Origin of the sequence: Stenotrophomonas sp. AG209, assembly GCF_003550055.1 — a bacterium.
GTDB lineage: Bacteria > Pseudomonadota > Gammaproteobacteria > Xanthomonadales > Xanthomonadaceae > Stenotrophomonas.
In genome coordinates this window covers 1,246,106-1,260,754 of sequence record NZ_QXDB01000001.1, presented here as the reverse complement: position 1 = coordinate 1,260,754, position 14,649 = coordinate 1,246,106, and the positions used below count along the sequence as shown (strand labels likewise).

12 protein-coding genes are annotated in these 14,649 nt (G+C 69.0%); 6 read left to right on the top strand and 6 right to left on the bottom strand.

Annotated elements, in window-relative coordinates:
• Positions 1-154: 154 nt before the first annotated feature.
• Together DFO63_RS05865 and DFO63_RS05860 are read right to left on the bottom strand one after the other, a co-directional pair.
• Positions 155-805, bottom strand: coding sequence for an energy transducer TonB (locus DFO63_RS05865; RefSeq protein WP_119006584.1), 651 nt, complete (start codon positions 803-805; stop codon positions 155-157).
• Between the two features lie 216 nt (positions 806-1,021).
• Positions 1,022-1,759 (bottom strand): SIMPL domain-containing protein, encoded by a 738-nt coding sequence (locus DFO63_RS05860; RefSeq protein ID WP_101765886.1) that lies wholly within the window; start codon positions 1,757-1,759, stop codon positions 1,022-1,024.
• A gap of 130 nt (positions 1,760-1,889) precedes the next feature.
• Between DFO63_RS05860 and DFO63_RS05855 the strand changes: the two genes are divergently transcribed.
• From DFO63_RS05855 to tldD, 4 genes are read left to right on the top strand one after another with little or no spacing between them, the layout of a single operon-like run.
• A complete protein-coding gene (locus DFO63_RS05855) occupies positions 1,890-2,498 on the top strand; it encodes a Maf family nucleotide pyrophosphatase (RefSeq protein WP_101765885.1) in 609 nt (202 codons plus the stop codon).
• Positions 2,491-3,978 carry a ribonuclease G gene (rng, locus tag DFO63_RS05850; RefSeq protein WP_005418079.1) on the top strand — a complete coding sequence of 496 codons (1,488 nt, stop codon included), beginning with the start codon at positions 2,491-2,493 and terminating at the stop codon, positions 3,976-3,978. The genes DFO63_RS05855 and rng overlap by 8 nt, the downstream gene beginning before the upstream one ends.
• Positions 3,979-4,008: 30 nt before the next feature.
• On the top strand, positions 4,009-7,866 hold the full coding sequence (locus DFO63_RS05845) for a YhdP family protein (protein WP_119006583.1): 3,858 nt from the start codon (positions 4,009-4,011) through the stop codon (positions 7,864-7,866).
• Between the two features lie 58 nt (positions 7,867-7,924).
• A complete protein-coding gene (gene tldD, locus DFO63_RS05840) occupies positions 7,925-9,370 on the top strand; it encodes a metalloprotease TldD (protein ID WP_049447167.1) in 1,446 nt (481 codons plus the stop codon).
• Between the two features lie 41 nt (positions 9,371-9,411).
• Here the strand turns inward: tldD and yjgA are convergent, their stop codons facing one another.
• Positions 9,412-9,999: a ribosome biogenesis factor YjgA gene (gene yjgA / locus DFO63_RS05835; protein WP_014038020.1), complete on the bottom strand. Its 588-nt coding sequence runs from the start codon at positions 9,997-9,999 to the stop codon at positions 9,412-9,414.
• Between the two features lie 68 nt (positions 10,000-10,067).
• Here yjgA and pmbA point away from each other — a divergent pair, with 68 nt between their 5' ends.
• Positions 10,068-11,435 carry a metalloprotease PmbA gene (gene pmbA / locus DFO63_RS05830; protein ID WP_049447169.1) on the top strand — a complete coding sequence of 456 codons (1,368 nt, stop codon included), beginning with the start codon at positions 10,068-10,070 and terminating at the stop codon, positions 11,433-11,435.
• 87 nt (positions 11,436-11,522) lie between these two features.
• Positions 11,523-11,894 carry a DUF4870 domain-containing protein gene (locus DFO63_RS05825; RefSeq protein ID WP_014038018.1) on the top strand — a complete coding sequence of 124 codons (372 nt, stop codon included), beginning with the start codon at positions 11,523-11,525 and terminating at the stop codon, positions 11,892-11,894.
• Between the two features lie 87 nt (positions 11,895-11,981).
• Here DFO63_RS05825 and DFO63_RS05820 read toward each other — a convergent pair whose 3' ends face one another.
• The 3 genes from DFO63_RS05820 to tilS are packed head-to-tail and all read right to left on the bottom strand — an operon-like array spanning position 11,982 to position 14,433.
• Complete coding sequence (locus DFO63_RS05820) at positions 11,982-12,860, bottom strand: farnesyl diphosphate synthase (protein WP_049447171.1); 879 nt, start codon at positions 12,858-12,860, stop codon at positions 11,982-11,984.
• Positions 12,850-13,110, bottom strand: coding sequence for an exodeoxyribonuclease VII small subunit (locus DFO63_RS05815; protein ID WP_006381978.1), 261 nt, complete (start codon positions 13,108-13,110; stop codon positions 12,850-12,852). The genes DFO63_RS05820 and DFO63_RS05815 overlap by 11 nt, the downstream gene beginning before the upstream one ends.
• A 36-nt stretch (positions 13,111-13,146) precedes the next feature.
• The gene (gene tilS, locus DFO63_RS05810) at positions 13,147-14,433 is read right to left on the bottom strand and encodes a tRNA lysidine(34) synthetase TilS (protein WP_119006582.1); all 1,287 of its coding nucleotides are present in this window, start codon (positions 14,431-14,433) and stop codon (positions 13,147-13,149) included.
• Positions 14,434-14,649 lie beyond the last annotated feature (216 nt).

Genomic DNA, 14,649 nt, shown 5'->3' with positions numbered 1-14,649 from the left:
CCGGATTGATACCGGGACGCGCCAATCTAGGTTTCCAACAGGTGACGAAGTCGTGAATTTTTGCTTAATCGGTAACGCTTGGTCCCCGTCTGTCCGCATTCCCCACGGCTGCGGCAGGGGCCGGCCCGGCGCGAGGCCGGGCCGGTGGGGTCGCTCAGTCCGGCAGCGAGAACTGCACCGGCACCATGCCGATGGCCGGAACCGCCACGCCGTCACGCTGGGCAGGCTCGAAGCGCCAGTGCTTGAGCACCTGCTGGCGGGCGGCCTGGTCCAGGTTGCGCGAGCCGCTGCTGCGCTCGACGCTGACGGCCACGGGCTGACCCTGGATGTCCACTTCCACCCGCAACAGCACCGTGCCCTGTTCGTGATTGCGCAGGGACTGGATCGGGTAGCTCGGCGGCGGGGCGCTGCGGTACTGCAGCTGGGCGCCGGCCAATGGGGTGGAGGTGTCGATGCTGGGCGCCAGCTGCGGCGGGGCCGGTTCGGCGGCCGGCAACGCGATGCCCTGCGTCTCTTCCACGGTCGCGGTGGGGGCGGGCAGTGGCGGTACCACCGGCTGCGTCCGCGGTTTAGGCACCACCTGGACGATCTCTTTCGGCGGGACCGGAACCGGCGGTGTCGGCGGCGGCGGGATCTTCTCGATCAGCCGGATCGGGGTCTTGTCACGCGGGGCCTGCACGGCCTGGTAGGTCGCAGGGATGAGCAACAACAGGAAGGCCAGCAGATGCAGGGCGATCGCCGCACTCCAGGCGGCTACGCGGGCGGGGTCGAAGTGCGGGGATGCAACGGGATACGTACGAACCATGATCCACCTCCATGCCAGTGACGAAGTCCTCAACGCACCAGGGCCCGTGGCGGGGTTGCCGCACGCGGCTGGCAGTCCATCAGTAGCGCGGCATGGCGGCCACTGCCTAGAGGCAGGGGCATGATCGTTGGGCTGGCCTTCAGCCAGCGCCGGCACCGCGCATGAAAAAGGCGGGCCCCCTGCGGGACCCGCCTGTGCCGGCCGTGGTGGACGCGATCAGCGGCCCAGTTCGAACACCACGTCCAGGTTGACCGAGACGGTCGATTCACCCGGTGCGACCGGGGTGGCCTTGTCCATCGCCGCACCGGCGGCCATGGTGCGCATCATCGGCATCGGGCGGAAACCGCCGTTGCTGTTCTCGGAAATGCTGACGATGCGGCGCACCTGCAGGCCCAGCGACTTGGCATAGGTCTGGGCACGGGCCTGGGCCTTCTTCAGGGCAGCCAGGCGGGCTTCGTCATAGACCGGTTCCGGCTGGTCGATCTCGAAGCTGGGGCCGTTGATCTGGTTGGCGCCCTGCGCGGCCAGCGCATCGAGTACCTTGCCGAGCTTGGCGATGTCGCGGACCTTCAGGCTGACCGTGTTGCTGGCCTGGTAGCCGGTGATCTTCGGTGCCTCATTGTCGGCATAGCGGTACTGCGGGTTGAGGCTGACGCCGCTGGTCTGCACATCGCGCTCGGCGATGCCGGCGGCCTTGATCGCGGCCAGCACCTTGTCCATCTGCTGGGCGTTCTGGCGCATGGCGCTGTTGCCGTCGGCGGCCTGGGTGACCACGCCGGCCGACAGGGTGGCGACGTCCGGCACGCGGGTCGCCTCGGCGTTGGCCGAAATGTTCAGCAGGGTGCCTTCGGCCGCGGCGGCGATCGACGGCGACGACGGAGCGGCATGGGCGGTCATCGAGGTTCCAAGGGCAAGGGACAGGGCAAGCAGCAGCGGGGTGGCGGTCAGGCGCATGGGATCTCCTTGTTGTGGCAGTGAGGGTGGTGTCGTAGCGATGAACGCGCTGTGAGCCTGTTCGGGGTTGTACGCGTTCCGTAACGGGTTGCCGACGATTCAGGTGGCGGCCTCAGGTTATGCTGTGCCGATGCTCTATCTTGCTTCCCGCTCCCCCCGACGCAACCAGCTGCTGGCCCGACTCGGACGCCCCTTCCAGGCCCTTGACCTGGAGGTCGTCGAGCAGCGCGCGGCGACTGAAAGTGCCGAGCAGTACGTGTGCCGGGTCGCCGCCGACAAGGCGCGCGCCGGCCTGGCCCAGGTGCTGGCCGACGACCCGCAGGCACGCGTGCTCGGGTCGGACACCGAGGTGGTGCTGGAGGGCGAGGTCTTCGGCAAGCCGGCCGATGCCGCCGACGCGCGGGCGATGCTGGCGCGACTGGCCGGGCGCACCCACCAGGTGATGACCGCGGTGGTGGTGGTCGATGCCACCGGCCTGGACAGCGAGCTGGTCATATCCGAGGTGACCTTCGCCCCGATCGACGCCACCGACATCGCTGCCTATGTCGCCACCGGCGAGCCGCTGGACAAGGCCGGTGCCTACGCCATCCAGGGCGGGGCCGAACGCTGGATCGAACACCTTTCCGGCAGCTACTCCGGCGTCATGGGGTTGCCGCTGCTGCACACCGATCGTCTGCTGGCGCGCTGCGGCGTGCCGGCCCCCACTGCCGATGCCGCCAGGGAGGCTGCCGATGTCTGAGGAAATCCTGGTCAATGTGACCCCGCGCGAGACCCGGGTTGCGGTGATCGAAAATGGCATGCTGCAGGAACTGCACATCGAGCGCGGTTGGCGCCGTGGCGTGGTCGGCAACATCTACAAGGGCAAGGTACAGCGGGTCATGCCCGGCATGCAGGCCGCCTTCGTCGAAGTCGGCCTGGAGCGCGCCGCATTCCTGCACGCCAACGACGTGGTGCGCCCGGCACCGGTGGCCAGCGCCGACACCGAGAACACCACCCTGCCGCCGCCGGCCAGCGTGCCGATCGTCGAGCTGCTGCGTGACGGCCAGGACATCGTGGTGCAGGTGGTGAAGGACCCGATCGGCACCAAGGGCGCACGCCTGACCACGCAGATCAGCATTCCCTCGCGCTACATGGTGCTGCTGCCGCAGTCGAAGGTGGTGGGCGTGTCGGCGCGCATCGAGGACGAAACCGAGCGCGCCCGCCTGAAGGCGCTGGTGACTGAACTGTCGGCGCAGCATGGTGGCTACGGTTACATCGTGCGCACCAACGCCGAAGGCCAGCCGGCCGAGGCCATCGCCGAGGACATCGCCTACCTGTCGCGCGTATGGAACGTGGTCGAACGCCGCGGCCGCGAAGCGCCGTCGTGCAGCATCATCTATGAAGACCTGAGCCTGCCGCTGCGGTCGGTGCGCGACCTGATCCGCAAGGACGTGGACAAGGTGAAGGTGGACTCGAAGGAGACCTTCGGCCAGCTGCAGGCCTTCGTCGCCAAGTACATGCCGGTGCTGGCCGAGAAGCTGGAGCTGTATTCCGGTGACCGCCCGATCTTCGACATGTTCGGCGTGGAGGACGAGATCGGCCGCGCGCTGGACAAGCAGGTGCCGCTGAAATCCGGTGGCTACCTGGTGATCGACCAGACCGAGGCGATGACCACCATCGACGTCAACACCGGTTCGTTCCTCGGCCAGCGCAACCTGGAAGAAACGGTGTTCCGCACCAACCTGGAAGCGGCGCAGGCGGTGGCGCGGCAGCTGCGGCTGCGCAATCTGGGCGGCATCATCATCATCGACTTCATCGACATGGATGATGCGGAGCATCGCCGCCAGGTGCTGCGCACGCTGGAAAAGGCGCTGGCCCGCGACCATGCCAAGACCACGGTCTATGATTTCTCGCCGCTGGGCCTGGTGGAGATGACCCGCAAGCGCACGGTGGAAAGCCTGGAACGCCAGCTGTCGGAGACCTGCCCGCAGTGCAGCGGCCGCGGCAGCATCAAGACCACCGAGACGGTGACCTACGAGATCTTCCGCGAGATCACCCGTGCCGTGCGTCAGTTCGATGCTGCGCGCCTGCTGGTGATCGCATCGACCAAGGTGGTCGCGCGCATCACCGATGAGGAATCCTCGGCGGTGGCCGAGCTGGAAGAGTTCCTCGGCAAGAGCATCCGCTTCCAGGCGGACGAGCAGTACCTGCAGGAGCAATTCGATGTCGTTCTGCTCTGATCCTCGCCGGCTGCAGGCCGGCGGTGGCCGATGAGCGCGCCGCCGCGCCTGCGACTGCGAAGGATCCGCCGTCATTTCATTGCCGCCTGTGCGGTGGGCCTGGTCGGGCTTGCACTGCTGGTGGGCACGCTCAGCCAGCTGCTGCCGCTGGCCGAGCGACATCCCGACAGGATTGCCGCCTGGCTGAGTGAGCGTGCCGGCCAACCGGTGCGTTTCGACCAGCTGCAGACAGCCTGGACCCGTCGTGGCCCGCTGCTGCAGCTGAAGGGCCTGCGCATCGGCACCGGGCAGGGTCTGGCGATCGGCGAGGCCGAGGTGCTGGTATCGATGTACAGCGGGCTGCTGCCCGGGCGCTCGCTGACCGAGCTGCGCCTGCGTGGCCTGGCGCTGGACCTGCAGCAGGGCGAGGACGGACGCTGGACGGTGCGGGGGCTGCCGCAGTCCGACAACGGCGGTGATCCGCTGGATGCATTGCGCCGGCTGGGCGAGCTGCAGGTGATCGGGGGCCACCTGGGCGTGCACGCGCCAGCGCTGGGCATCGACACCACGCTGCCGCGCATCGACCTGCGCATGCGGGTCAATGGCGATCGCCTGCGCGTGGGTGTACGCGCCTGGGCGCAGGCCGAAGCGCTGCCGCTGACCGCGGTACTGGACGTGGACCGCATGCGCGGCAACGGCCAGGCCTGGCTGGGTGCCGACCCGGTCGATTTCCATGCCTGGTCGCCCTTGCTGGCGGCCGGCGGTGTGCGCCTGCGCGAGGGCAAGGGCGAGCTCAACCTGTGGCTGACCCTGCGTGATTTCGCGCCGGTGGCGTTGACCACCGATTCGGACCTGCGGGACGTGCGTATCGACGGCGCCCCGATGCCCGGCGTGGCGGCACCCCAGCTGCAGCTGCAACGGTTGCAGGCCCGCCTGCGCTGGCAGCGCCAGGCCGATGGCTGGGCGCTGCTGGTGCCGCGCCTGCAACTGAAGACCGAAGACGGCGAACAGCAGCTCGATGGCCTGCAGCTCCAGGTCGGCCAGCAGCTGCGGGTGAACGCCGGTGCGGTGCAGGCCGGAACCGCGCTGCGCGGACTGGCCCTGAGCAGTCTCCTTGAGCCGGGGCTGCGGCACTGGCTGTTCCTGTCCAAGCCACAGTTGGACATTCGCGAGCTGCAGCTGGCAGGCAAACGCGATGGCCCGTTGTGGGCACAGGGCGAGCTGCAGTCGCTGGGCTTTGCCAGCGTCGGCGATTCCCCGGGCCTGCGCGGCCTGGGCGGGCGTTTCGAAGGCGATGCCGATGGCTTCAACCTGCAGCTGCTGCCGCAACGCCAGCTGCAGTTCGATTGGCCGACCGGCTTCGGCGTGCGCCATGACCTGCACCTGGCCGGACAGATCGTGGGCTGGCGCGACGAGGGTGGCGGTTGGCGGATCGGAACGCCGGCCATGCGCGTGGAAGGCACCGACTACGCGGCCGACGTGCGTGGCGGGGTCTGGTTCCAGGGCGATGGCACGCGGCCGTGGCTGCAGCTGGCCGCGAAGCTGGACGACGTGCCGATGACGGCGGCCAAGCGCTTCTGGATCCACTCCAAGATGAGCAAGGGCGCCACCGACTGGCTGGACATGGCGCTGGCCGGCGGCCAGGTACGCGGCGGCGTCGGCCTGGTCACCGGTGACCTGGACGACTGGCCGTTCGACAACAACGATGGCCGCTTCGAGGCGACCGGCCACATCACCAATGGCGACATCCGGTTCCAGCACGACTGGCCGCTGATGAGCCAGGTCGATGCCGATATCGCCTTCATCGGCCCTGGCTTCGACATGCGTGGACGGGGCGACCTGGCGGGCGTGGCGGTGCAGAAGTTCGAAGCCGGCATTCCGGACTTCGGCCACCAGCCGCTGTACGTGCGCGCCGATGCGCCGAGCGAGGCCGGCAAGCTGCTGGCGATGCTGCGCCAGAGCCCGTTGCACAAGGACTACGGCGACACCCTGGACAACCTGGTCGCCAGCGGTCCGGCGCATGTGACCTTCGACCTGCTGCAGCCGCTGCACCTGGATGAAGGCGAGGGCCACCTGCAGGGCACGGTCGACCTGGCCGGCGTGAAGCTGGTCGACAAGCGCTTCCAGCTGACCTTCGACAACATGCATGGGCAGGCGCGCTACAGCAACGGCGGCTTCGGCGCCGAGGACCTGGCGGTGCGCCACCTCGGCCAGGACGGCCGCCTGAGCCTGCGTGCCGGCGGCTACGTGCACGACAGCACGCGGGCCTTCGAGTCGCAGCTGACGGCCCATCTTGATGCCGGCGTACTGATCGACCGTGCACCGGAAATGGCCTGGCTCAAGCCTTACATCTCCGGCAATTCGGCGTGGACCATCGCGGTCAACCTGCCCAAGGTGGCCCCCGGCGCGCCGGCGCCGCCGAGCGAGCTGCGATTGAGTTCGGACCTGGTCGGCACCCGGCTGGACCTGCCGGCGCCGCTGGACAAGCCGGCCTCCGAGCCGCTGGCGACCACGGTGGCCGCGCAGCTGCCGATGGGGGCCGGCCGCATCGATGTGGCCTTCGGCCAGCGCCTGGCCCTGGCCGCACGCAGCCACAACAACCAGACCGGTGTGCAGGTCACCCTGGGCAGCGATCATGTCGACCGTGAGCCGCCACCGAACGGACTGTCGGTCAATGGCCGCAGCCCGACCCTGGATGCGCTGGAGTGGATCAGCCTGGCGCGCGGCGGCGGTGACGACGATGCCATGCCGCTGCGTGCGGTGGATGTGCAGGTCGGCCAGCTGAAGCTGATCGGCGGGGTGTTCGAGCAGACCCGGCTGCAGCTGCATCCGGGCCCGCAGGCACTGGATGTGCGCCTGGACGGCCCGTCGCTGGCCGGGCGCCTGACCGTCCCCAATGCCGAGGGTGGCACGATCAGTGGCCAGCTTGACCGCGTGCACTGGCAGTCACTGCCGGCGGCACCGGGTGCGCCGGCCGCACCGGCGCGGGTGCAGGCCGGTGCCAATGACATGGATCCGGCCAAGCTGCCGCCGTTCGCGCTGGACATTGCCGACCTGAAGTTCGGCAAGGTGGTGCTGGGCCAGGCGGTACTGCGCACGCGACCGCTGGCCAATGGCCTGAACGTGGACGAGCTGCGTTTCCGTGCGCCGGACCAGGAGATCGACATCAGCGGCCGCTGGCTGGGCCGTACCGGTGGTGCCCGTACCGAGCTGACCGCGCAGGTGCGCAGCGAAGACCTGGGCGGGTTGATGCAGAACCTCGATTACGGTGGCCAGCTGCGTGGCGGTTCCGGCCAGGCGCAGCTGCAGGCCTCGTGGAGCGGTGGTCCGTCGGACTTCCAGCTGGGCAACCTGCAGGGCAGCCTCGACCTGCACGCGCGCAATGGCCAGCTGCTGGAGCTGGATCCGGGCGCCGGCCGCGTGCTGGGCCTGCTCAGCGTCGCGCAGCTGCCGCGGCGGCTGATGTTCGACTTCCGCGACTTCTTCTCCAAGGGCTTCGCGTTCAACCAGATCGACGGCAGCATGCAGTTCGGCCAGGGCATGGCGCGCACCGACAAGGTGCTGATCGAAGGCCCCGCGGCCAACATCACCATCCGTGGCCAGGCCGACCTGCGCAACCAGCAGTTCGACCAGACCATCGACGTCAACCCGCGCGCGGGCAACCTGCTGACCGTGGTCGGTGCGGTGGCCGGTGGCCCGGTGGGCGCCGCGCTGGGTGCGGCCACCAATGCGGTATTGTCCAAGCCGCTGGGCGAGATCGGCGCCCGTACCTACAAGGTGACCGGTCCATGGAAGGAGCCGAAGGTGGAAGTGATCGAGCGCAGCCGCGACAAGACCCCATCACCGCCCGTGCCGGCACCTGCACCGGCCATTCCGCCGACCGTCACCGACCTGCCGCGCTCGCGCTGAGCGCGTTTCCCTGTTAACGGGGCTTGCCTGAGCGCCCCCGCACCCCCAGATCGAGACCATGACTGATATCGCCCTGACGCTTGCCCAAGATCGCCTGCTGCGCCCCGGCGGCCTGGATACCGCTGGCCTGGAGCGCACCTTCGGCCAGCTGCTCGGCCCCGGTGTCGACTTCGGCGACCTTTATTTCCAGCACGCCCGCCGCGAGAGCTGGAGCGTGGAAGACGGCATCGTCAAGGACGGCGCCCATTCCATCGAGCAAGGCGTGGGCGTGCGGGCGATCTCCGGCGAGAAGACCGGCTTCGCCTACTCCGATGACATCCATGCCGACGCGCTGCTGGCGGCGGCGCAGTCGGCGCGCGCGATCTCGCGCGAGGGCGGCGCCCAGTCCGGGCGATCGCTGCTGCGCGGCAATGCGCGCGCGCTGTACCCGGCGCTGGACCCGATCGACGGCATCGGCAACGAGGCCAAGGTCGAGGTGCTCAAGCGCCTGGATGGCTACCTGCGTGCCGCCGATCCCCGCGTGAAGCAGGTGATGGTCAGCCTGTCCGGCGGCGTCGACACGGTGTTGATCGCCCGCAGCGACGGCGTGCTGGTGGCCGACGTGCGCCCGTTGGTGCGCCTGAACGTGCAGGTGATCGTCGAGCACAACGGCCGTCGCGAGTCCGGCTATGCCGGTGGCGGTGGCCGCTATGGCTACGAAGACCTGTTTGCCAGCGGCCGCCCCGAAGCGCTCGCCCAGGAAGCGCTGCGCCAAGCGCTGGTGAACCTGGAAGCGGTGCCGGCGCCGGCCGGCATGATGCCGGTGGTGCTTGGTCCGGGCTGGCCCGGCGTGCTGCTGCATGAAGCGGTCGGCCATGGCCTGGAAGGCGACTTCAACCGCAAGGGCACCAGCGTCTACGCGGGCCGCATCGGCGAGCGCGTTGCCGCCCCGGGCGTGACCATCGTCGATGACGGCACGCTGGACGGACGCCGTGGTTCGTTGAACATCGACGACGAAGGCCACCCGAGCCAGTGCACCACGCTGATCGAGGACGGCATCCTGGTCGGCTACATGCAGGACAGCCTCAATGCGCGGCTGATGGGCATGGCGCCGACCGGCAACGGGCGCCGCGAATCCTTCGCGCACCTGACCATGCCGCGCATGACCAATACCTACATGCGCGCCGGCCAGCATGACCCGCAGGAGATGATCCGCTCGGTGAAGAAGGGCCTGTACGCAGTCAACTTCGGTGGTGGCCAGGTCGACATCACCAGCGGCAAGTACGTGTTCTCGGCCACCGAGGCCTACCTGATCGAGGATGGCCGCATCACCACGCCGGTGAAGGGCGCGACGCTGATCGGCAACGGCCCGGAAACCATGCAGAAGGTGCGCATGGTCGGCAACGACCTGGCCCTGGACGAGGGCGTGGGCATCTGCGGCAAGGACGGGCAGAGTGTGCCCGTGGGTGTCGGCCAGCCCTCGCTGTTGATCGAGGGCATCACCGTCGGCGGTACCCAAGCCTGAGCATGGCGATGGCCGCGGCCACCGCCCTGGCCGGCGCGGACTCAGTCCTCGTCGGCCTCGTCGACCGGATCGCCGGCGTGTTCGTCGCCCGCCGTCTTCAGGCCCAGCGCCGCCGGCAGCATCAGCGTACGCAGCACCTGGAAGATCTCGCGGTAGGCGCGCGGCGGCTTGTTCTTCGCCTTCTCGGTCTGCGCGTTGCGCAGCAGGGTGCGCAGCTGCTGGCGGTCGGCCTGCGGGTAGTCGTCGAGCAGGGCGGCCAGCGCCTTGTCACCCTCGGCCAGCAGGCGGTCGCGCCAGTCTTCCACGCGGTGCATCATCGCCACTTCGCGGCGGCCGGTTTCGCTGTTGGCGTCCAGCGCATCGCGGATCGCGTCCAGCGTGGCGTCTTCCTCGCGGCGCATGTGCTTGGCCAGGAACGCCAGCTGGCGCTTGTGGGCGATATGGGCGGTGATGCGCTTGCACTCGGCGATGTGCGGCAGCAGGTCTTCCGGAATCGGCAGGCGCGCCAGCTGGGCCGGGGTCAGCGACACCAGCTTCTCGCCCAGGGCCAGCACGTCGAGTGCGTCGCGCCGGTTCTGGCTGCGGCTCTTGTCGTGGAATTCACCGGTTTCTTCGTCGCGTCCGCGCATCGTCCCTACCTGATCTCAAAAAAAGTCGCCCGGCGTGATGCCGGGCCCAACCCGTACAGGATAAAGCATTGAACGTGATCGCCCCTGAAGTGGCCGTCGGCGACGACAGCCCGGCCCGGCTGGAACGGCTGGCCGACCTCTCCCAGCAGCTGCTCGACCGCGCCCGCGCGCTGGGCGCCAGCCAGGCCGAGGTCAGCTGCAGCGAGGACCGCGGCCTGGAGGTCAATGTCCGCCTCGGCGAGGTCGAGACCGTGCAGTCCACGCGTGACCGCGGCATCGCCGTGACCGTCTATTTCGGCCAGCGCAAGGGCAGTGCCAGCACCGGTGACCTGAACGAGGCGAGCCTGACCGCTACGGTCGAGCAGGCCTGCGCGATTGCCCGGCATACCGAGGATGACCCGGCTGCCGGCCTGGCCGAGGCCGCACTGATGGCCACCGACTTCCCGGAGCTGGACGGTTGGCACCCGTGGGCGCTGCAGGCCGATGAGGCAGTGGACCTGGCCCTGGCGTGCGAGGTCGCCGGCCGCGAGGCCGATGCGCAGATCCGCAATTCCGATGGCGCTTCGGTGTCGAGCATGCAGAGCCTGTCGGTGTACGCCAATTCGCACGGCTTCTTCGGCCGTGAGCGCGGCACCCACCATTCGGTCGGCTGCGCGCTGATCGCCGGGCAGGGCGATGGCATGCAGCGCGATGGCTGGTACACCAGCGCGCTGGCCCGGGAGGACCTGGAAGACGTGGGCCTGGTCGGCCGTCGCGCCGCCGAGCGCACCGTGGCCCGCCTGCAGCCGCGTTCGCTGGCCACCGGCAGCATGCCGGTGCTGTTCGCCCCGGAAGTGGCACGCAGCCTGGTCGGCCACCTGCTGTCGGCGGTGTCCGGCGGCGCCTTGTACCGCCAGGCCAGCTTCCTGCTGGACAGCGTCGGCCAGCGCCTGTTCCCGGAATGGATGCAGATCGACGAACTGCCGCACCTGCGTCGCGGCCTGCGCTCGGCCGCGTTCGACGGCGATGGCGTGGCCACCCGTGCTTCGGCGCTGGTCCGTGACGGCGTGCTGCAGCGCTACGTGCTGGGCAGCTATTCGGCGCGCAAGCTGGGCCTGCAGACCACCGCCAATGCCGGCGGCGTGCACAACCTGCAGCTGGCGGCCAATGCCGGCCCGCTGGAGGAGATCGCCCGGCAGATGGGCGATGGCCTGCTGGTGACCGAGCTGATGGGGCAGGGCGTGAACGGGGTGACCGGCGATTACTCGCGGGGCGCGGGCGGCTTCCGTGTCGAGAACGGCGAGATCCTGTACCCGGTGGATGGCATCACCATCGCCGGCAACCTGCGCGAGATGTTCAGCAGCATCGAGGCGGTCGGCAGCGACGTCGACCCGCGCTCGCACATCCGGACCGGTTCGATCCTGCTGGGGCGGATGACCATCGCCGGTAATGATTGATGGCATTGATGGCGTAAGCTATGCGCGCCTGACGCAACCAGCTTGGTGCTGGTGGGTCAAGACCACCCAATGAAAAGGAGTTTTGTCGTGAGTGAATTCGATAACGTCCCGCCGCCGCCGGCCACCACCGAGGCTCCGGCCGACCAGCGCACCATGGCGCTGGCTGCGCACCTGCTGGGCATCTTCACCTGGTTCATCGGTCCGCTGATCATCTGGCTGATCAACAAGGATGACGCCAGCAAGGCTTTCGTGACCGACCAGGCCAAGGAAGCGCTGAACTTCCAGATCACCATCACCATCGCGATGCTGATCTGCATCGTGCTGACCATCGTGATCATCGGCGGCATCCTGGCCCCGATCGTCGGCATCCTGAACCTGGTGTTCTGCATCATTGCCGCAGTCAAGGCCAACAACGGCGAAGCCTACCGCTACCCGTTCGCGCTGCGCCTGGTCAAGTAAGACCGGCCACATGCGGATACGAAAACGCCCGGCAGTGCCGGGCGTTTTTGTTGGATGGCAGGGCCGGGCCCTGTCCGGCGGGTGGATTCAATGATCGCGTTCCACCGCCAGCGTCGCCAGTGCGCGCAGCGCATCGGCCTCTTCGCCATAGCCGGCCAACGTGGCCTGCATGCGTGCCGCCAGTTCGCGCAGCTGCGCCTTCGCACCGTCCATGCCGAGCAGCGCGGGGAAGGTGCTCTTGTCCTGCGCCTGGTCCTTGCCGGCGGTCTTGCCCAGCTGTTCGGAACTGGCTTCGACATCGAGGATGTCGTCGCGCACCTGGAAGGCCAGGCCGAGCGCGTCGGCGAAGCCGTCCAGCTGGGCCAGCTGCGGTTCGTGGGCCTGGCCACACAGCGCCCCCATGCGCACCGCTGCACGGATCAGCGCGCCGGTCTTCAGTGCATGCATGCGGGTCAGTGCCGCCAGGGTCTGCTGCTGGCCGGTGGCATCGATGTCCAGCGCCTGGCCGCCACACATGCCGGAGGCACCGGACGCGTGGGCCAGGGTCTGCAGGCAGGCTACGCGCAGCGTGGCCGGCAGCGGCGCATCGGCCAGCAGGCCGAAGGCACGGGTCTGCAGGGCGTCGCCGGCCAGGATCGCGGTGGCTTCGTCGAAGGCGATGTGGGTGGTCGGCTTGCCGCGTCGGAGGGCGTCATCGTCCATCGCCGGCAGGTCGTCATGCACCAGCGAATAGGCGTGGATGAGCTCGACAGCCATCGCCGCCGCATCCAGGTTTTCAGGCAGTGCGCCGAACAGGTGGCCACTGGCGTACACCAGCAGCGGGCGCATGCGCTTGCCGCCACCCAGCACGGAATAGCGCATGGCCTGGTGCAGGCCCTGCGGGGCTTCGGCAGGCGAGGGCAGGGCAGCGTCGAGCTGGCTTTCGATACGGTCGCGCCAGCGCGCGAACAGAACCTCAGCCGTCATGGCTGGGCGGATCGAAAGGCTCGGCCGTTTCCGGCTGGGCCGGATCGCTGAGCAGGCGGACACGCAGTTCTGCCTGCTCCAGCGCCTGCTGGCACTGGCGGTACAGACCGACGCCACGTTCGTAAGCACTGAGCGACGCTTCCAGGCTCAGCTCGCCGGTTTCCATCTGCTCCACCAGCTGCTCCAGCGATTCGAGCGACTGCTCGAACTGGGCGACCGGGGAGGCGTTTTCGGGGGACTTCTTGGCCATGCGGCAAGTGTGGACGGGCTGCGCGCGGGGGTCAATTCACCAGCCGCCCGGACGCCACTGCAGCTGCGCGTCGTGGGCCTGCAACCAGGCCTGCAGGGGAGCTGCGATGACCACGTCGGCGGCGGCGAGCAGCTGTGGTCCATCGAAGACCAGCGGTAGCTGGGCGCGTCGCCAGGGCGCGAGGTGTTCGCGTTGCAGGCAGTCCTTCAGCGCATGCGAATGCTGGCGACCGGGCAGCAGGATGCGTTCGCCGCCCACACGCGCACGCACCTGGAGCGGGCGTTCGAAGGCCACGGCGCCCTGCAGGCGCAGCTGACCGCCATCGGGCAGCGCCAATGGCGCGCGTCCATCCCATCCGGCCTGCCAATCATGGGGAAGCGCCGGCAGCTGCGCGGGCAGGAGATAGGCATGATCGCGCCATTGCTGGATCGCATGATCGTGCCAGCGTACCCGCGCCTGGCGATCGTTGCCGGCCGGCAGCAGCTCGTCCAGTGCCTGCTGCAGCACGGTGGCCGGCAGTGGCGCGGCCCCATGGCCGATCACCCAGGCACGGAGCACGCGCGCCGCGCGGCCCGGTGACACCTGGCGCAGCAGCTGCAGCGACAGCACGCGCGGTGCCACCTCCAGGTGCGCGATCAGCTCGGCGTCTTCCTCGTCCAGCAGCTCGCGGGTCTGCCGGCAATGCAGGGCGCTGCCCGCCAGTGCCGCGGCGGCATGCGGCCAGCGCTGGCGCAGCAACGGCAGCACCTGCAGACGCAGGAAGTTGCGATCGGCGTGATCGTCGGCGTTGCTGGGGTCTTCGATCCAGCGCAGCGCGTGCTGGCGTGCGTAGTCGAGCAGTGCACTGCGTGGCACCGCCAGCAGCGGCCGCCATAGAGGCTGTTCGCCAAGGCAGCTGTGCGCGGACATCGCGGCAAGGCCATCGACGCCGGATCCGCGCAGGACCCGCAGCAGGAAGGTCTCGGCCTGGTCGTCCAGGTGCTGCGCCAGCGCCAGCGTTTCGCCGTCGCGCAGTTCGGCGGCGAACGCGGCGCGTCGCGCCTGCCGTGCCGCACCTTCAAGGCCAAGGCCCGCGCTGTTGTCGACCTGCACGCGATGCACGGCCAGTTCGATGCCCCGTGCTGCGCATTGCTGCTGGCAATGCAGCACCCAGCCGTCCGCATCGGGTTGCAGGCCATGGTGTATATGCACCGCACGCAACGCAGTGCCGGAAGCCTGGGCGCAGCGCCACAGCCAGTGCAGCAGCACGGTCGAGTCGACACCGCCGCTGTAGCCCACCAGCAGCGGCGCATCCAGCGGAACGAGGGCAGGGAAGGCAGTCACGGGGCAAGTATAGGGTTGCTCGGCAGGGCTGCGCCCTGCACCTGCTACGATCCAGAGCAACAGCAACAGCAACAGCAGAAGCTGGTTTCCTGAGGGTTGGCGGGGTGGGTCCGGTTGCGGGAGACGCCGTAAACCCGTCCATGGGGGCTTGGCCGCGGCATCCATGCCGCGGACACTCCCGCAACCGGACCCACCCCGCCTTCGACAGATATTCGC

What these genes read in the sequence shown, in the direction of transcription:
- DFO63_RS05860 (WP_101765886.1), bottom strand. Translation starts at nt 1,759, where the DNA reads ATGCGCCTGACCGCCACCCCGCTGCTGCTTGCCCTGTCCCTTGCCCTT.
- yjgA (WP_014038020.1), bottom strand. Translation starts at nt 9,999, where the DNA reads ATGCGCGGACGCGACGAAGAAACCGGTGAATTCCACGACAAGAGCCGC.
- rng (WP_005418079.1), top strand. Translation starts at nt 2,491, where the DNA reads ATGTCTGAGGAAATCCTGGTCAATGTGACCCCGCGCGAGACCCGGGTT.
- DFO63_RS05815 (WP_006381978.1), bottom strand. Translation starts at nt 13,110, where the DNA reads ATGGCCAAGAAGTCCCCCGAAAACGCCTCCCCGGTCGCCCAGTTCGAG.
- DFO63_RS05865 (WP_119006584.1), bottom strand. Translation starts at nt 805, where the DNA reads ATGGTTCGTACGTATCCCGTTGCATCCCCGCACTTCGACCCCGCCCGC.
- DFO63_RS05845 (WP_119006583.1), top strand. Translation starts at nt 4,009, where the DNA reads ATGAGCGCGCCGCCGCGCCTGCGACTGCGAAGGATCCGCCGTCATTTC.
- DFO63_RS05855 (WP_101765885.1), top strand. Translation starts at nt 1,890, where the DNA reads ATGCTCTATCTTGCTTCCCGCTCCCCCCGACGCAACCAGCTGCTGGCC.
- DFO63_RS05820 (WP_049447171.1), bottom strand. Translation starts at nt 12,860, where the DNA reads ATGACGGCTGAGGTTCTGTTCGCGCGCTGGCGCGACCGTATCGAAAGC.
- tldD (WP_049447167.1), top strand. Translation starts at nt 7,925, where the DNA reads ATGACTGATATCGCCCTGACGCTTGCCCAAGATCGCCTGCTGCGCCCC.